Annotated in this window: 14 protein-coding genes; 7 read left to right on the forward strand and 7 right to left on the reverse strand. The window is 57.9% G+C overall.

All coding sequences use genetic code 11. The features are described 5' to 3' along the window. Nucleotides 1-10: 10 nt before the first annotated feature. From JK231_RS05230 to JK231_RS05240, 3 genes are read left to right on the forward strand one after another with little or no spacing between them, the layout of a single operon-like run. Nucleotides 11-856: a polysaccharide deacetylase gene (locus JK231_RS05230; RefSeq protein WP_034820981.1), complete on the forward strand. Its 846-nt coding sequence runs from the start codon at nt 11-13 to the stop codon at nt 854-856. After that, the gene (locus JK231_RS05235; RefSeq protein WP_097117318.1) at nt 849-1,736 is read left to right on the forward strand and encodes a polysaccharide deacetylase; all 888 of its coding nucleotides are present in this window, start codon (nt 849-851) and stop codon (nt 1,734-1,736) included. Before JK231_RS05230 ends, JK231_RS05235 begins: the two co-directional genes overlap by 8 nt. After that, a complete protein-coding gene (locus JK231_RS05240) occupies nt 1,720-3,081 on the forward strand; it encodes an MmgE/PrpD family protein (RefSeq protein ID WP_211728136.1) in 1,362 nt (453 codons plus the stop codon). The genes JK231_RS05235 and JK231_RS05240 overlap by 17 nt, the downstream gene beginning before the upstream one ends. Before the next feature lie 930 nt (nt 3,082-4,011). On the opposite strand, the gene JK231_RS05245 is transcribed toward JK231_RS05240, so the two are convergent. Both JK231_RS05245 and speB read right to left on the reverse strand, forming a co-directional pair. After that, on the reverse strand, nt 4,012-5,097 hold the full coding sequence (locus tag JK231_RS05245) for an iron-containing alcohol dehydrogenase family protein (protein ID WP_211728137.1): 1,086 nt from the start codon (nt 5,095-5,097) through the stop codon (nt 4,012-4,014). After that, nucleotides 5,094-6,056 carry an agmatinase gene (gene speB / locus JK231_RS05250; RefSeq protein WP_176505732.1) on the reverse strand — a complete coding sequence of 321 codons (963 nt, stop codon included), beginning with the start codon at nt 6,054-6,056 and terminating at the stop codon, nt 5,094-5,096. Before speB ends, JK231_RS05245 begins: the two co-directional genes overlap by 4 nt. A 121-nt stretch (nt 6,057-6,177) precedes the next feature. Here speB and JK231_RS05255 point away from each other — a divergent pair, with 121 nt between their 5' ends. The 3 genes from JK231_RS05255 to ybiB all read left to right on the forward strand — a co-directional run bounded on the left by JK231_RS05255 (nt 6,178) and on the right by ybiB (nt 10,347). Continuing rightward, nucleotides 6,178-7,074, forward strand: coding sequence for a LysR family transcriptional regulator (locus JK231_RS05255; protein WP_160834675.1), 897 nt, complete (start codon nt 6,178-6,180; stop codon nt 7,072-7,074). Nucleotides 7,075-7,128: 54 nt separating this feature from the next. Beyond that, a complete protein-coding gene (gene dinG, locus JK231_RS05260; protein ID WP_097117306.1) occupies nt 7,129-9,306 on the forward strand; it encodes an ATP-dependent DNA helicase DinG in 2,178 nt (725 codons plus the stop codon). 72 nt (nt 9,307-9,378) lie between these two features. Continuing rightward, the gene (ybiB, locus tag JK231_RS05265) at nt 9,379-10,347 is read left to right on the forward strand and encodes a DNA-binding protein YbiB (protein WP_097117305.1); all 969 of its coding nucleotides are present in this window, start codon (nt 9,379-9,381) and stop codon (nt 10,345-10,347) included. A gap of 289 nt (nt 10,348-10,636) precedes the next feature. Here ybiB and JK231_RS05270 read toward each other — a convergent pair whose 3' ends face one another. The 3 genes from JK231_RS05270 to hutH form a co-directional block, all read right to left on the reverse strand. Then, complete coding sequence (locus tag JK231_RS05270; RefSeq protein ID WP_211728138.1) at nt 10,637-11,794, reverse strand: M20 aminoacylase family protein; 1,158 nt, start codon at nt 11,792-11,794, stop codon at nt 10,637-10,639. A 344-nt stretch (nt 11,795-12,138) separates the two neighbouring features. Beyond that, the gene (hutU, locus tag JK231_RS05275) at nt 12,139-13,824 is read right to left on the reverse strand and encodes a urocanate hydratase (RefSeq protein WP_038647984.1); all 1,686 of its coding nucleotides are present in this window, start codon (nt 13,822-13,824) and stop codon (nt 12,139-12,141) included. A 10-nt stretch (nt 13,825-13,834) separates the two neighbouring features. Beyond that, entirely contained in the window at nt 13,835-15,388 is a 1,554-nt protein-coding gene (gene hutH, locus JK231_RS05280; RefSeq protein ID WP_160834672.1) for a histidine ammonia-lyase, read from the reverse strand. A gap of 319 nt (nt 15,389-15,707) precedes the next feature. On the opposite strand from hutH, the gene hutC reads away from it, so the two are divergent. Then, a complete protein-coding gene (gene hutC, locus JK231_RS05285) occupies nt 15,708-16,463 on the forward strand; it encodes a histidine utilization repressor (protein WP_034820947.1) in 756 nt (251 codons plus the stop codon). Here hutC and JK231_RS05290 read toward each other — a convergent pair. Both JK231_RS05290 and JK231_RS05295 read right to left on the reverse strand, forming a co-directional pair. Next, entirely contained in the window at nt 16,447-16,986 is a 540-nt protein-coding gene (locus tag JK231_RS05290) for a HutD family protein (RefSeq protein WP_211728139.1), read from the reverse strand. The genes hutC and JK231_RS05290 overlap by 17 nt on opposite strands. Continuing rightward, the gene (locus JK231_RS05295) at nt 16,983-18,338 is read right to left on the reverse strand and encodes a formimidoylglutamate deiminase (RefSeq protein ID WP_211728140.1); all 1,356 of its coding nucleotides are present in this window, start codon (nt 18,336-18,338) and stop codon (nt 16,983-16,985) included. The genes JK231_RS05290 and JK231_RS05295 overlap by 4 nt, the downstream gene beginning before the upstream one ends. Nucleotides 18,339-18,345 lie beyond the last annotated feature (7 nt).

The following is an 18,345-nucleotide window of genomic DNA, read 5'->3' on the forward strand; positions in this document are numbered from 1 at the left end:
GAGCGTAGCGATGCAACAACCGGGCGCAGTGCGCTGGCCGCAGGGGAAACGCGGCTGTATGGCGCTGGCGTTTGACCTTGATGGTCCCACCGGCGATGCCATGTTGAATGGCAGCCTGTGGTCAACGCCAGAATATTTCACCTTTGGTGCGTATGGGCCGTACCGTGCGCTCGGGCGATTGCTCGACCTGCTGCGCGCTTTCCAGATTCCCGCCACGTTTTTTGTACCAGCGTGGGTCGTGGAGCAGTGGCCGCAGCAGTGTCAGGCGATTATCGAACAAGGCCACGAAGTGGCCTATCACGGCTATCGTCACGAATCTTTCTGGGCGATTTCGCCGGATGAACAGCGTGCCGTGATGGCGAAATCCGCTGAAATCTTTAAACAGCATTTGGGCATCACCGCCTGCGGTTTCCGCACGCCGTCAGGTGACTGGCATGCCGAAACGCCACAAATTCTGCGTGATGCTGGGGTGATTTATTCCAGCAGCATGCGCGGCGACGATCGTCCTTACAGCATCCCGGTGGCGGGTCACACGCCGCTGGTCGAGATCCCCGGTAAGTGGGAGATGGATGATTACGCCTCGCTGGCCTATACGCGCCAGCCTGACTTCCCGAAAGGCGGCGATCGTATTGCCAGCTATGCGCATACCCGTGATAACTGGCAGCGCGAATTCGACGGCGCAATGGATGAAGGCCTGTGCCTGACCACGCTGTTCCACCCGAAAATTTCCGGTCAGCCGGGCCGCATCCTGCTGCTGGAGCAGCTGTTTGAACATATGACGGCGCGTGATGACGTGTGGTTTGCGCGCTGTGATGCGGTGGCGCAGTGGTATCTGCAGGAGCAACAGCATGACTGAATCTTCCCGCTGGCCGCTGGGCTTCCAGTCCGCCGCCATCCTGACCATCGATTTCAATGATATCCACGGTATTTTGACCCAGGCACCTGCCGTCGCCGGACGCGATAAAACCCTGTCGGTATGGCGTTATGGCACCCTGCGCGGTGTGGATCGCTTGCTGGCGTTACTGGCAGAAAAACAGCTGCAAGCCAGCTGGTGTTTACCGGCAATTGTGGCGACAGAGCAACCGGAGCTGATTAAACGCATAGTGGCCGATGGGCATGAAATTGCCTGTAGCGGCGAGCGCCATGAAGACTTCTCGGCGTTGTCGCTGGAGCAGCAGCTCGCCAGCGTGACGCGCGGCTGCGACCAGCTGGCACAGTTTACTGGCAAACCGATTCAGGGTTTCCGCACCCCAGCAGGACAGTGGAAACCGGGCCTGGCGGAAGCGCTGGTGGAGCAGGGTATTCGCTGGTCATCAAGCTGGCGCGGCGACGATCTGCCCTACTTCCATCCCGGCACGCGGCTGGTGGAACTGCCGATGCACTACACCCTGGAAGATGAACCCTATTTTGCCTTTAACCTGAGCCCGGCCATCCCACCGGGGCAGTCGCGGATTGCACCTTATGCCGAAACGCTGGCGAACATGACACAAGACTTCCACGGCTTCCACCGCTTTGGCCTGTGTTATCTGCTGCGCCTGCATCCGGAAATTATCGGCACTGCCGGGCGCATCGGCTTGCTGCGTGAACTGATCGAGACGCTGCAACAGCACAATGTGTGGATCGCCACGGCGGAGCAGGTGGCGGCGCATTGGCAAACGCAGCCGGACAATGATTTTTCCCATCCGGCAGAAGTGTTTACCCGCATCACGGGAGGGGCGCATGGCCTCGACGCTTGAACAACTGGCGGCATTTATCGCCGACACCCGTTTTGAACAGCTGCCTGACGCGCTGGTCGAACAGGCGAAGCGCCATCTGCTGGATACGCTCGGGGCGTCACTGGCGGGCAGCGACAGTCCTATCTGGCGCGAATGTTTGTCATTGGCGTTCGCAGAAGGTGGGCATCAGCAGGCACAAGTGTGGGGAAGTGCAAAGCAGGTGAGTCCACGCCAGGCGGCATGGCTCAACGGCGTGGCCGCACATATGTATGAGTTGGATGATACCGGCGGCTGCGATCACTCTGGCGCGGTGGTTATTCCCGCCATTCTGGCGGCACTGCCTTTGGCGACGCAGCCGGTTGACGGTCAGGCGCTGCTGGTGGCCATGGTGATCGGTTATGACGTCGGACGCCGGGTGCTGGAAGCTTGCGGCGGCTACTCTGCGCATAACGGCGCAGGCTGGCACTCCACCGCCAGCTGTGGCGTGTTTGGTGCCGCAGCGGCGGTGTGTTCACTGCTGCTGCTGGATCGCGATCAGTGCGCGTCGGCCATGGGCATTGCCGCCAGCTTTAGCGGTGGGCTGTGGGGCTTTATTCACGACGGCTCGCACACCAAAAAGCTGCATGCCGCACGTGCAGCTGAAGGTGGCGTGCAGGCGGCCTTGTTGGCGCAGCGCGGTATCAACGGACCCTCGGCGGTATTTGAAGCGAAGTGGGGTGGATTCCTGCAAACCCTGGCCGCTGAAACACAGCAACCCGCTGCATTAACCGCCGACCTTGGTGTGGTGTGGAAGCTGGCGCGCTGCTCGATCAAGCCGTATGCCGCTTGTCGTGGGACGCATTCGGCGATTGATGCGCTGGGGTTACTGCTAAAAGAACACCCGGTGCGTGTCGAGCAGATTGAACGTATCGTGGTAGGGCTGAATCCGTTCCTGCTGGAGATGTGTGGCGGACGTGAGTTGCAGAGCCTGGCAAGTGCGCAAATGAGCCTGCCGTATGCACTGGCGGCGCGTGCGCTGTATGGCTCCGCTGAATTGTCCAGTTACGATGATGCCAAACGTCTGCATCCTCAGGTTGAAGCCTTTATGGCGCGGATTGAGTTGATGATTGATGAGCAGCAGGGGCGTGACGACGAGCCGTGGGTGCGTGTTGAAACTCAACAGGGCGAGCAGTGGCAGCAGCATGTGCCGGTACCGTCTGGTGCGCCCGCGAATCCGCTGAGCCTTGAAGCGCTGCTGGCTAAATACCGTAGCTTAGCGGGGCGTGTGTTGCCCGTTGAGCAGGTTGAACAGCTGGAAGCGATTTGCATGGAGCTGGATGACGTCGCGGATGTGCAGGAAGTGGTGACGCTGCTGGCTCGTGCATAGGGTGTAGGTGTAAAAATTTGCACCTAACCTGTCGCAGTGCCTTGGGTATGCAGGTTAATTTTTATCTCCGCAATTTTATTTTCAGGCGCTGCTGTTACTAATAGGCGGTGACGCAGGCTGGGGGCGCTTTGGCGCTGGCGTCCTCGCGCCGCTGACGCGGTACCCTCACTTCGTTCGTCTGCCTGACGGAACGGCGGGGGATGGCACATCCCTGTGCCGCCCCGCCTTTCGCCCGCGTCCTGCGGGCTATCCTGGCAGACTCACTCTGCTCGGCGCTGTGGATTGCCTGCGCCAAAGCGCCCCCAGCCTGCTCATTAACCATCGTGCTTGCTGTTAAATGCAGCCTGGTTTTAGTCCATAGCGGGCATGTTGATCCAGATCTTCCAGACTGCTGCTGAAGTGCGTGCTGGTGAAAAGGGCACATTGCGTAAGGCCGCAGCACCGCTGATGCTTCTATAGTGGGGCAGGAAATCCACACAGGGATGACGCAAATTTTACAGTCTGCTGAGGAGCTGAAGTAAATGCTGTTGGAAGGGGCACAATATTTGAGGCCGTAGCACCTCTGCTGCTGCAAGGGCTATCCGCAGCGCTGAGGCTTTTACGTTGGGCCAGGAGATCCACGCAGGGATGCGTGGATCAGTTCGGGGCCGACCAGGGATGGTCGATCCCCGAACGTTCCGTCGGCACGACGTGTAAGCCGAGGGCACCGCGTCAGCGGCGCGAGGACTGCCCGGCAGCAGCAGAGGTGTTACGGCCCGCACCCAGCACAGGACTCAGCCTCCAGCCTCCAGCCTCCAGCCTCCAGCCTCCAGCCTCCAGCCTCCAGCCTCCAGCCTCCAGCCTCCAGCCCCCAAACTAAACACACCTATACTTTTCGTTCTCACTCCGCATAAGTACTCGTCTCATCCTGCTCAAGTACTTAGCTCAGATTTAAACCCGATCAGCCAACCCTTCAATCCGCTGCATCGCCGCCAGCAGGCGGGCTTCGGTCACTTCGACCGACATATTCTCCATATCCGGTGCGTGCACGGATTCACGCACAATCAGCGCCAGCTCGGCATCATCCAACTCGGCAATCTCACTCAGCGTCAATGGCACACCGCAGTCACGTGCCAGACGCATCTCATCCAGCACCTCTTCATCGCTGCGATCTTCCAGCGCCAGCAGGCACAGATTACCGAAGCCCACCAACAGGCCATGACCAAACTCACGCGTCTTATCGCAGAAGGTAAAACCTTCATAAATCGCATGTGAAGCCGCTGCGTGGGCGCCGTTGCTCATCAGCGAGGTCAATCCCGCCCAGGTAAAGATGGCATCCAGCACCTGATCCAAAGAGGCACTGCTCTCACCGCGCAGCACTGCTGCATAAGCTGCCGGGCCGTGTTCCGCGATCACGTCATAGCAAATCTGGCTATGTGCCAGCGATGACAATGCATTGCCTTCGCGCGCCGGATGGCGGACGCTCACCGCGCGGAACTCATACCATTTTGCCAGGGTGTCGCCCAGACCAGCAGCCAGCCAGCGAGCAGGGGCTTTAGCCAGCAACTCACTGTCGATGATCACTGCCGCCGGTGCCTGTGGCAGCGGGAAAATATCGAAGAAATTGCCGTTATCGTCGTAGCGAATGGTCAATGGCGTCACTGCCGAACAGGTGGCGGCAATGGTCGGGATGGTGATAAACGGCAAGCCCAACTGCGCGCCCACGGCTTTTACGGTATCCAGCGATTTACCGCCGCCGACACCGATAATCACGTCAGCTTGCAGTTCGGTAGCGATCGCCGCCAGACGGTTAATCTGATTGATTGAAGTCTCACCACCAAACCACTCCTGCGCCAGCAGCGTCACGTTGGCTGCCAGCAGTTGAGCGCGCACCTGCGCTTCCACCGATTGCAATGCCTGATGGCCGCCGATCAGCAGGGCGCGTTTGCCCAGCCCCGCACAAATCTCGCCCAGTTGATTGATCACACCCGCACCGCGCAGCACGCGCGCCGGAAACACCAAATTCTGTTGTGTCATGCTTTCTTCTCTGTGTAACGGACGCCGGGCAATACGCACAGCATCTCATAAAGGATATTGGCCGCCAGCTGGGAGGTCATGCCGCTGATATCGTACGGCGGTGACACCTCGACCAGATCGCCACCGACCAGATTGAGTCCGCGACAGCCGCGCACAATCTCCAGCCCCTGCATCGAGGTCAAACCACCCACTTCCGGTGTACCGGTGCCGGGTGCCCATGCAGGATCGAAACTGTCGATGTCATAGCTGAGATACACCGGACCGTCGCCGATGCGTGCACGCACCTCAGCCATTAATGGGGCCATGGAGCGATACCAGCACTGTTCGGCAGGCACCAGATGGAAGCCCTGATCGACGCCCCACTGGAAATCATCGGCGGCGTAGCCTTGAGCACGCTGACCAATCTGCACCACGCGCTGGCAGTCAAGCAGGCCTTCTTCCACCGCGCGGCGGAACGTGGTGCCGTGGGCAATCTTCTCGCCAAACATCTCATCGTTGGTATCGGTATGCGCGTCAATATGGATCAGGCCCATTGGCCCATGCTTCTTCGCCAGCGCGCGCAAAATCGGCAGTGTCAGCGTGTGATCGCCACCGAGCGTTAACGGAATAATCGGCCAATTATTCAGCTCGGTATAATAGTTTTCGATGATGTCGACCGACTTCAGCAGACTGTAGGTATTGATCGGCACATCGCCGAGATCGCCGACGCGCAACGAATCAAAAGGGGCCGCGCCGGTCGCCATGTTGTACGGGCGAATCATTACCGAATCGGCGCGAATGGCACGTGGACCGTAGCGCGTGCCGCTGCGCTGCGACGTACCGATATCCAGCGGAATGCCTACAAACGCCACATCAAGATCGGCAGGGGATTCGGCAGCGGGCAAACGCATCATGGTGCCACGGCCAGCGAAACGGGGCATCTCGTTGCCACCCTGCGGCTGAGGAAAATCGGTCATCACGAACTCCTTCGGCTAAGTGAGTCTTATCATGGCCTGAGGGAGACGCGGGAAAAATCCTTGACAGTAAATAATCACTTCATAGATTGGTTAACTTTAGTCAGTAATCACTGAAGGAAATGCGGTGCAAACATTACCTAATCTCAAACTGCTGCAGGTGTTTGCCAGCGTGGTGGAAAATCAGGGCTACTCGCGTGCACAGCAGGCGCTGAATATGACCACCCCCGCCATCAGCGCTTACATGAGTGAGCTGGAAACGCAGCTGGGGTTTATTCTGTGCCAGCGCGGACGTGGCGGCTTTACCCTCACCAGCAAAGGCGAGCAGTTTCATCGCTACAGTCAGGAAATGCTGGCCACGCTGGCGGGTTGGCAGGAGCAGGTCGAGACGCTGAAAAGCGCGCAAGGTGGCACCTTTTCGTTGGGTGTGGTGGATGCGACAGTGACTGACAGCACGCTGGATCTGCCGGCGGCGATTGCGCGCTTTAATCAGCGTTTTCCGGCGGTATTTTTTAATCTCAGCGTGCGCGATCCCAATGAACTGCAGCAGCAGTTACTGGAAGACCGCCTTGATCTGGCAATCGGGCACTTTCCACTGCGTGCCAGCAATCTGGTCACCATTCCGCTTTATGAGGAGCAACACTGGTTGTATTGCAGTCCGCACCATCCACTGGCGCAGGGCGATCCGGATATGCGCACCGTGCAGCAAACCGGCATGGTGACGCGGCGTTACTGGAATCAGCAGGAGTTAAACAAGCGCGGCTTCCGCCAGACTAACGCCTCAGTGGAGAGTATAGAGGCGCAGTTGACGCTGATCCTCTCCGGGAGATATATCGGCTATTTGCCGGAGCATTACGCGCAAAGCGGAGAACAGCAGGGCACGCTATGCCGCTTGTTGCCACAGCATTTTCACTTCCGCGCACCGTTTTCGTTTGCCTTCCGCCGTGGACGCGCGCGCGAAACGCTGATCCGCGCGATGCGTGAAATTCTGAATCCAGCGCGAAAAAATAGCAGTGAAAGCTGACGCTGCGCCGATACTGTGTAAAAATACAGGCCAATTCAGCAAACAGTAATCAACATGGCCCTGACAGCAGCGATAAAAAGCCAGATTGCGCAATGGTATAAGGCGCTGCAGCAGCAGGTTCCTGACTTTATCCCCCGTGCGCCACAGCGTCAGATGATCGCTGAAGTGGCGAAAAGCCTGGCCGGTGATGAAGGCCGCCATCTGGCGATTGAGGCCCCCACCGGCGTGGGCAAAACCTTGTCTTATTTGATCCCCGGCATCGCGGTAAGCCGCGCCGAGGAGAAACGGTTAGTGATCAGCACCGCCAACGTCGCGCTGCAGGATCAAATCTTCAGCAAAGACCTGCCGCTGCTGAAAAAAATCATCCCCGATCTCACCTTCACTGCTGCATTTGGTCGCGGCCGCTATGTCTGCCCGCGCAATCTCGCGGCGCTGGCTGCGACGGAAGATCAGCAAGGCGATTTGCTGCTGTATCTCGATGAAGAAGCGGTAACCGGGTCGAAAGAAGAGCAGAAGTTCTGTGCCAAACTGGAAAAGCAACTCAGCAGCTACAAATGGGACGGCCTGCGCGATCACTCCGATGTCTCGATTGATGACAGCCTGTGGCAGCGCCTTTCCACCGATAAAGCCAACTGCCTGGGGCATCACTGTCGCTGGTATCGTGAATGCCCGTTCTTTGTCGCGCGCCGTGAAATTGAACAGGCAGATGTGGTGGTGGCGAACCATGCGCTGGTGATGGCGGCGATGGAGAATGAATCCGTCTTACCACCTGCCAAACACCTAATGCTGGTGCTGGACGAAGGTCATCATCTGCCGGAAGTGGCGCGTGACGCGCTGGAGATGAGTGCGGAAATCACTCCCGGCTGGAGCAGCTTGCAGCTCGATCTGTTTGTGCGGCTGGTGGAAACCATCATGGCACAGTTCCGCCCGAAATCGCCGCCACCGCTGACCAACCCAGAGCGGTTAAAAGGCCATTGCGATGAGATGCGTGAACTGCTGCAAATCCTGTGCGACGCGCTCAATCCGCTGTTACCCGCGCACAATCAGCCGGGCGAGTTTCGTTTTGTGCTGGGTGAGTTGCCGGAAGAGCTGATGACGATGTGCGCACGGCTGTTCAAACTGAGCGATGCATTGCGCGGGTTGAGCGAAGGGTTACTCAATGAGTTGGGTGAGCAAACCGGCAAAGCCGACATCATGCGTCTGCATCGGGCAATCATTCAGCTTAACCGCCAGTTTGGTTGGTTCGAATCGATCAGCAAACTGTGGCGACTGGCGGCCATGGAGAAAGCCTCTAATGCGCCGGTATCGAAATGGATTACCCGTGAAATTCGGGACGGCCAGGCGCATCTGCTATTCCACTGCGCCGGGATTCGCGTCAGCGATCAGCTGGAGAAACTGCTGTGGCGCAAGATTCCGCATGTGGTGGTGACCTCGGCGACCTTGCGTTCACTGAACAGCTTCAATCGGCTGCAAGAGATGTCAGGGCTAAACGAGAAAGCGGGCGATCGCTTTGTGGCGCTGGATTCGCCATTTAATCATGTCGATCAGGGCAAGCTGGTGATCCCGCAAATGCGCTATGAACCGCTGATGGCTAATGAAGCGGAGCACATTGCCGAGATGGCAGGCTTTTTCCTGCAACAAATGGCAGAAGAGAAGCACAAAGGCGTGCTGGTGCTGTTTGCCAGCGGGCGCGCGATGCAGCAGTTTGTCAGCCATGTCAGCGCATTACGCTTATCGATGTTGGTGCAGGGCGATCAACCTCGTTCGCGCTTAGTGGAACTGCATCGCCAGCGAGTCGAAGCGGGGCAAACCAGTATTCTGGTTGGACTGCAGTCTTTTGCTGAAGGCCTGGATTTAAAGGGCGATCTGCTGACGCAGGTGCACATCCATAAAATCGCTTTTCCCCCGGTAGACAGTCCGGTAATTTTGACCGAAGGGGAGTGGTTGAAGAGCCTGAAACGCTACCCGTTCGAAGTGCAGAGTCTACCGAGCGCTTCGTTTACGTTGATTCAGCAGGTCGGCCGTCTGATTCGTAGCCATCACTGCTTCGGGGAGATCGTGATATACGATCGGCGACTGCTTAATAAAGCTTATGGCAGTCGGCTGCTGGCCGCCTTACCGGTGTTTCCGATTGAACAACCGGCGGTGCCCGAAGCCAGCATAAAACCAGTGGTAAAAGTAGCGGTTAAAACCGCAGTCAAACCAGCGAAGCGTAAAAGTAAGAAATCTTAGGTGTGCCCAGACGCACATCAATGACCTTTTGGCAGCCGGTTATCGGCGCGCCCTGGAAGCGGGAATGCCCTGATGGAACTGAATAAAATTATCAAAGAGATTGGGCGCGGTAAGAACCACGCGCGCGATATCGATTTCGACACCGCCGTTGCCCTTTACAGCGCCATGCTGGCGGATGAAGTGCCAGAACTGGAGCTCGGCGGTGTGCTGATCGCCCTGCGTATCAAGGGCGAAGGCGAAGAGGAGATGCGCGGTTTTTACCACGCTATGCAGCAGCAAATGATGCAGTTGCAGCCGCCCGCCAATCGCCCGATGCCAATTGTGATCCCCAGCTACAACGGCGCACGTCGTCAGGGCAATCTCACGCCGCTGTTAGCTTTACTATTAAGCAAACTCGGGTTTCCGGTGTTGCTGCACGGTGTGAGTGACGATCCAACCCGCATCACCACCGAAGCGGTACTGGCAGCGCTGGATATTGCGCCGGCCACCACGGCGCAGCAGGCACAAGCGAAACTGGAGAGCGGTGAGCTGGCGTTTATCACCATCGATCACCTGTGTGCACCGATGGCAAAACAGCTGTCGCTGCGCTGGCGCATGGGCGTGCGTAACAGCGCACATACGCTGGCGAAGCTGGCGACACCGTTTACCGAACGTGCCGCGTTGCGTCTGGCGAGTGTTTCCCATCCCGAATATGTGCCGCGCGTCGGCAAGTTCTTCCAGGATATTGATGCACCCGCCATCCTGCTGAATGGCACCGAAGGTGAAGTGTATGCCAACCCACAACGCTGTCCGGCGATTAACTACATTGGCGGTGCGGGCGCAGAGGCGGAAGTGTGGGTTGAGCGCCAGCCAGAAATCAGCGTGGAACTGCCAGAAAGTAAAAATGCGCAAGACACCGCAGACTGGATCAAACAGGTACTGGCCGGCGAACGTGCCGTGCCGCAGGCGCTGCGTTTACAGCTGGCGTGCTGCTTAGTGGCCACCGGAGAGTCAGCGACGCTGGATGAGGCGGAAACGCGATTGCAGCAAGCTGGGATCTGACGGGTAAATCAATACCCGCAGCCTTGGGTTGCGGGTCAAACGCACAGTCGAGAGAGGATATAAAATCAATCGTGCAATCGTGCAATCGTGCAATCGTGCATCGAGGGGGTTTGCGGGGTGGATGCATAGCGGGCAGGTAACCGATTCCCTTCAGCTTGAGTCGCGCCGTCGAATCTATTGCTGCCTGATACAATGCCGCTTGAGATTGCTGGTTTTAGAAATCCGCCAGTCAGGCTTTAACCAACATGCCACCTCGATTGATATTCCTGGGTTCCGCGAATCCTGCCAGTCAGGCTTTGACCAGCACGTTCTCCACTAGTTGCTGCCAGAAGCGGATACCAATCGGTATCAGATCATCATTGAAATCATAATGCGCGTTGTGCAATGGGGCGGAGGGGGATGCGCCATCGGCACCGAGCCAGAAGTAAGCACCCGGGCAAGATTCCAGCATACAGGCGAAATCTTCCGAGGCCATGGAAGGATTCACCTGCCAGTGCACCTGCGATTCACCTAACACGCGCTGGGCAACCTCGCGCACCTGTTCCGCTGGACCGGCATGGTTGGCGGTGACGGGATAACCCGGATACCAGTGAATCTCGCCGCTGACGCCAAACGGGCGCGGCAGGGTAGTGACAAAATCTTCAATCAGACTGCGCACGCGGTCACGTACGTCAGTCTGCAAACATCGCACCGTACCACGCAGCACAATCTGCTCGGGAATCACATTGATCGCCTCACCACCGTGGATCTGCGTCACGCTCACCACCGCTGACGCCAGCGGTGACAAACGGCGTGACGGAATGGTTTGCAGCGCCATGATCAGCTCTGCTGCCACCACCATCGGGTCGGCACCGCTCTCCGGCATCGCCGCATGACAGCTTTTGCCGTTCAGGCTGATTTCAAAGGAATCGAGCGAGGCCATCATCGCACCTGGATTCACCGCCAGCGAACCCACCGGCAAACCTGGCCAGTTGTGCATGGCGTACACCGCATCCATTGGGAAACGGGTAAACAAACCTTCTTCCACCATTTTCCGCGCACCGCCAAGATTCTCTTCCGCGGGCTGAAACAGGAAGTGCACCGTGCCTTTGAAGTTGCGCGTCGCGGCCAGTTGGCAGGCCGCCGCGAGCAGAATGGCCGTGTGTCCGTCGTGACCGCAGGCGTGCATCACGCCTGAGCGGGTAGATTTCCACTCCGGCGCGCCTTTTTCGGTAATCGGCAATGCATCCATATCGGCGCGTAAACCAATCACCGGGCCTGGGCCGTTTTCCAGTGTGCCAATCACGCCAGTGCCTGCCAGGCTACGGAACACCTGTAACCCTGCTTCAGCGAGCACATTCGCAACCAGTTCACTGGTTTGTTGCTCCTGGTAACCGAGTTCAGGATGTTGGTGTAACTGACGACGCCAGTTCAGGGCGTTTTCCAGCAGGACGGCAGGCAGGCTCATAAAGTAAGGCTCTCCATCAGCAGCAGTTGCTGCGATTTCTCTGACACGTAACGTGATGTCTCCACTGTAGTGGTAAGCGCAGGGCGGCGTCTATCGTGGAAAGGAATAATTCGGCTATAGGGTATAGCGGAATGGAATATACCCGGCAGCATGCAGCATGCAGCATGCAGCATGCAGCATGTTGCATTTAAGGATTTAAGGATTTAAGGATTTAAGGATTTAAGGATTTAAGGATTTGAGGGTTGAGAGTTGAGGGTTGCGGGTTGAGAGTAGAGAGTAACGAGGAAATTTGGCGGCTGAACTAAGGTCGCCCGGTTAAGGGCGACTTCAGTTATCACGACAAATTACTTCTGCATCGGCAGGTTCAAGCCATGTTCTTTCGCGCAGCTCTGCGCCAGTTCATAGCCCGCATCCGCGTGACGCATCACACCGGTTGCCGGGTCATTCCACAATACGCGGCCAAGACGCGCGTCGGCTTCGGCAGTGCCGTCGCAGACAATCACCACGCCGGAGTGCTGCGAGAAGCCCATGCCAACGCCGCCGCCGTGATGCAGGCTAACCCAGGTCGCGCCGCCTGCGGTGTTCAGCAGGGCATTCAGCAGCGGCCAGTCGGAGACAGCATCCGAACCGTCTTTCATCGCTTCAGTTTCACGGTTTGGTGAGGCGACGGAACCACAGTCCAGGTGGTCACGGCCGATGACGATAGGCGCTTTCAGTTCACCGTTGCGCACCATTTCGTTGAATGCCAGTGCGGCTTTATGGCGCTCGCCCAGTCCCAGCCAGCAGATGCGCGCTGGCAGTCCCTGGAAGGCAATACGTTCCTGCGCCATGTCGAGCCAGCGGTGCAGGTTCTTGTGCTCCGGGAACAGCTCCTTCAGCTTGGCATCGGTTTTGTAGATATCCTCTGGATCGCCTGACAGCGCCACCCAGCGGAACGGACCTTTGCCTTCGCAGAACAGCGGGCGAATATAGGCGGGTACGAAGCCTGGGAAATCAAAGGCGTTTTTCACCCCTTCATCCAACGCTACCTGACGGATGTTGTTACCGTAATCCACGGTCGGCACGCCCATATGATGGAAGTCGAGCATGGCCTGCACATGCACCGCCATTGACGCGCGAGCGGCTTTTTCAACCGCTTTAGGATTGCTGACGCGCTCGGCCTGCCAGCGATCCAGATCCCAACCCACTGGCAGATAGCCATTGATTGGATCGTGTGCAGAAGTCTGATCGGTGACGATATCCGGCTTCATGCCACCCGCTTTGGCGCGCTTCACCAGCTCCGGCACGATTTCCGCGGCGTTGCCCAGCAGGCCAACGGAAATTGCCTGCTTCGCTTTGGTGGCTTTCTCAATCAGATCCAGCGCTTCGTCTAAGGTATACGCTTTATGGTCAACGTAACGGGTGCGCAGACGGAAATCGATGCGGGATTCCTGGCATTCAATCGCCAGCACGCTGGCACCGGCCAGTACGCCCGCCAGCGGTTGTGCGCCGCCCATGCCGCCCAGGCCTGCTGTCAGGATCCAGCGACCGCTCAGATCGCTGTCATAATGCTGGCGACCGGCTTCGGCGAAGGTCTCAAAGGTGCCCTGCACGATGCCCTGTGCACCGATGTAGATCCAGGAACCGGCGGTCATCTGGCCGTACATCATCAGGCCGGCTTTATCCAGCTCGTGGAAATGATCCCAGTTAGCCCAGTGTGGCACCAGGTTAGAGTTAGCCAGCAGCACGCGAGGTGCATCGGCATGAGTACGGAACACGCCCACTGGTTTACCAGACTGGATCAGCAGGGTTTCTTCAGGCTGCAACGCACGCAGTGAACGCAGAATCTGCTCAAAGCACTCCCAGTTACGCGCGGCTTTACCGATGCCGCCGTATACCACCAGATCTTCCGGGCGCTCGGCCACATCAGGATCGAGGTTGTTCTGGATCATGCGGTAAGCCGCTTCAATCAACCAGTTCGCACAATGCAGTTCGTTACCGCGCGGCGCACGGATTTCACGGGCAACAGCCTGAGATAAAGTTTCGCTCATCATCAATTCCTTAAAGGGAAGGTGAACGCTGGCTTGGCAGCAGCGCAGTCAAAGATTCAGGCCAGGCGTGACTGCTGGCCCACAGACGCATGGATTCGATATCCGGCGCCATTAAACGGTCTTGATCAAGGAAGGCAACGTTCTCGCGGATGCGACTCATCTCTTGTTCCAGCGCAGTCGAGCTTTGCAGTGGACGATGGAAGTCGATACCTTGCGCCGCAGCCATGGCTTCAATGCCGACCACGGCAGCGGTGTTGAAGCACATATCACCGAGGCGACGCGCGGCGTAGGTGGCCATCGACACGTGATCTTCCTGGTTCGCAGAGGTCGGCAGGCTATCCACGCTACCCGGATGCGCCAGCGATTTGTTTTCAGAAGCCAGTGCGGCAGCGGTGACCTGAGCAATCATAAAGCCAGAGTTCACACCACCATCGCGCACCAGGAATGGCGGCAGGCCTGAGAGACCAGTATCCAGCAGCAGCGCCATACGGCGCTCGGAAATGGCGCCGATTTCGGCAATCGCCAATGCGATGATATCGGCGGCAAATGCCACAGGTTCGGCGTGGAAGTTACCGCCCGAAATCACATCACCGCTTTCACTGAACACCAGCGGGTTATCAGAGGCCGCGTTGGCTTCGATTTGCAATACACGCGCCGCATGGCTGAGGTTGTCTAAACACGCGCCCATCACCTGCGGAACGCAGCGAATCGAGTAGGGATCCTGCACGCGACCACAATTGGTATGTGAGCTGAGGATTTCACTGCCTTCCAGTAAGGAAGAAACGGCAGCGGCTACCGCGATTTGCCCGTGCTGACCGCGCGCCTGATGAATACGTGCATCGAAAGGTTTTACCGAGCCTTTGATCGCTTCCAGTGACAGCGCGCCGGCCATCAGCCCTGCGGCGAACAGGTTCTCAGCTTCAAACAGGCCACGCAGTGCCAGGGCGTTGGAAACCTGGGTGCCATTCAGCAGTGCCAGACCCTCCTTCGGTCCCAGCACAATCGGCTGCAGGCCGACGCGTGCCAGCCCTTCGGTGGCAGGAATCAGTCCTCCGTCAACGCGTACCTGACCCTCGCCCAGCAACATCAGTGACAGATGGGCCAGCGGTGCTAAATCGCCGGATGCGCCAACCGAACCTTTTTCCGGGATACACGGCATCACACCGGCATTAAACAGCGCCAGCAGGGCTTCGATTAACTGGATACGTACGCCGGAGTGACCACGTGCCAGGCTGATAATTTTAGTGGCGACCACTAAACGCGTGACGTTATCGGGCAGTAAGTTGCCCAAACCCACGCTGTGCGACAGCACCAGATTGCGCTGCAACTCTGCCAGACGCTCAGCAGGAATCTGTGTCTGGGCCAGTTTGCCGAAGCCGGTATTGATGCCGTACACCACTTTGCCTGATGCCACGATGGCATCGACGGTTTCATTCGCGCGATCGATGGCCGCACGAGCGTCATCCGCTAACGTGAGCTTCACCTTGCTTTGATAAATCGCCCGCAAGGTCGCGAGGTCCACTTCACCGGGAACGAGGCGAATTTCCTGAACCGAACCTGACATAGTCTACTCCTGTCTATACAAGTGATCGGGTGCTACCTGTAAGCCCTGGGTTTACGATGTGGCATGGGGTAGCACCATTGAATGAGCTGAGTGAAGCATAAGTGTCTAATCTTGTCTATACAAGTAGCAAGTGCTGTGCCAGATTGATTGGATTCTGTGAAATGCGCCGCAATGCGGGATGTGTCATCCAGCCGCAGCTGCATTGCACCGAAACAGGGAGAACGCTGCACTGTTAACGGGCTGTCTGCACAATTGGATGTATATACATTTACGTGCTGAGACAGTAAACTTTGGGCATTATTCGGAAAAGGAACAGGATATGGCGGAGCAAACGGCAATAGCGCAGCTGGCCGCAGCGATGGGCGATGAGCCAGCACCGATTTATCAGCGCGTGAAACAGGCGATCGTCAGCCAGATCCGGGAAGGTCACTGGAAAGCGAATCAACGCGTACCGTCCGAAAGTGAACTGGTTAACGAACTGGGCGTGAGCCGCATGACCATTAACCGTGCGCTGCGTGAACTCACCAGCGAAGGTTTTTTGGTACGCATGCAAGGCGTCGGCACCTTTGTCGCGGAGATGAAGGGTTACACCGCGATGCTGGAAGTGCATAACATCGCCGATGAAATTGCCCAGCGTGGTCATCGCCACAGCTGCAAAATTTTGTCGATTGGGCAGATGAAGGCCGATCCGGAGCAGGCCGCTGTGTTGGGCTTATCCACCGGGCAGACGCTGTATCATTCGTTGATTGTGCATTACGAAAACGATATGCCGGTGCAACTTGAAGATCGTCTGGTCAACCCGCTGGTGGCGCCGGATTACCTTAGTCAGGATTATCATCAACTGACGCCCTACACCTATTTGATGCGCGTGGCGCCGTTGACCGCCGGTGAGCATATTGTGGAAGCGGTACTGCCCGATTTGCGCCAGCGTAAACATCTGGCGCTGGATGAGCACGAACCCTGCTTGTTGATTCGTCGTCAGACCTGGAGCGACAACAAGATTGTGACTTACGCGCGCCTGCTCTATCCAGGCTCGCGCTATAAGTTACTCGGTCGTTTCAGAGGACACGGCTAAGCGCCACAAATAGCAGGCTGGCATCCGAGGTTCGCGGTGCCAGCTGCGTCTCTTTATCCAGCCACCACATTCCCTGATTAACCGTGATGCGTTTGACGTCCGTACTCTGCCATTCGCCGGATAATACCCACGCGACACCGTGTTGGCTGGTAGCGGCGTGTTGCACAACCTCCACCTGTGCCTGCCAACTGTCGCGGCGTGTCATGATATTGAAATCCTGACAGCTGCCGCTGATCTGTGCCTCAATCGACCATTCCCCGGGAAATGCCCACGGCTGATGCGGCAACAACGCGTGCTCGACGCTTTCGCTGCGCAGCACCACGCTATCGCCACTCAGCAGCGTAATCACACGATCGATACCGGGGAATGGCGAAAAAGGCCCGTCGGCATCGATGGTGGCAATACTGGCGCGCCAGCCAAATTGGGTCTCACCGGGCGGGAAGCTGATGATTTCACGCGTTTCACCGCCGCCGTTGCGCCAGCGGCTGACGGACAGCTGGCTGTAGTCGAAATACGTTCTCATTGCAGTGCACTCATGGCCTGGGCGAAGCGCGCGGCTGAGGCCTCTTCGGCGGGATGATGGCCTTCGCTGATCACCTGATTACCGGCGACAAACACATCGCGGATCTGGCTTTGCGTACCACCAAACAGCCAGCGATTGAGTAGCGAAGCGGAACTCACGCTGCTCAGGAAGGCATCGTTTTCCAGTACCAGCCAGTCGGCGCGTTTACCCACCGCCAGTTCACCGGTGTTGATCGCGCACGCCTGCGCACCGCCTTGTGCCGCCTGCTGCCACAACAGATCGCCCACAGAAGGCTGATGGGGCAGGGTGATTCGGTTGCGACGACGATCGCGCAGGCGCTGACCGTACTCCAGCCAACGCAGCTCTTCCTGCGCGCTGAGCGATACATGGCTGTCCGAGCCAATGCCCCAGCGTCCACCCTGGGCAATATATTCTACCGCCGGGAAGATGCCGTCGCCGAGATTGGCTTCGGTGGTCGGACAGAGTCCGGCAATCGCACCGCTGGCCGCCATGCGGTGGATTTCGCTGTCGTCCAGATGGGTGGCATGAATCAGGCACCAGCGCTGATCTACTTCGAAGCGATTATACAGCCAGGCAACCGGACGCTCGCCGCTCCACGCCAGGCTGTCATTGACCTCTTTTTCCTGCTCGGCCACATGAATATGTACCGGCACATCAGCAGCGCCAGCGGCCAGCACTTCACGCATCTGAGCTTCACTCACCGCGCGCAGCGAGTGGAAACAGATGCCATGATTAAGCAGCGGCTTATTGGCGCTCCATTGCGCAACGCGTTGCTGTTGCTGCAGATAAGCCTCCGTTTGCTGGATAAAACGGCGCTGGCCGTCGCTGGCCGGTTGCGATCCAAATCCGCTGTAGCTATAGAGCACCGGCAGCAGCGTCTGACCGATCCCGGCCGTCTCGGCGGCGGCAATCAGGTTGAGCAGCATCGCGTCATCGGCATAGGGTTTGCCCTGCGCATCGTGGTGCAAGTAGTGGAATTCCGCCACCTGGCTATAGCCGCCTTTCAGCATATCGATATAGAGATGGGTGGCGATATCGCCGACCTGCTCCGGCGACAGGCGCTGCACCATGCGGTACATCAGATCGCGCCAGGTCCAGAAACTGTCCTGCGGATCGCCCGCCACTTCCGCCAGCCCGGCCATGGCACGCTGGAAGGCGTGCGAATGCAGGTTAGCGATAGCGGGGATCACCGGGCCAGCAAGGCGAGTGGCGCTGCCTGGTGTGCTGCTGGGGGTAAGTTCAGCAATCTGTCCGGATGCGTCAGTGGTAATCAATACGTCTTCATGCCAGCCGTCGGCCAGCAGCGCGCGTGGGGCAAAAAAAACGGCCATGGTTGAT

Origin of the sequence: Pantoea sp. JGM49 (assembly GCF_018257655.1) — a bacterium.
GTDB lineage: Bacteria > Pseudomonadota > Gammaproteobacteria > Enterobacterales > Enterobacteriaceae > Pantoea > Pantoea communis.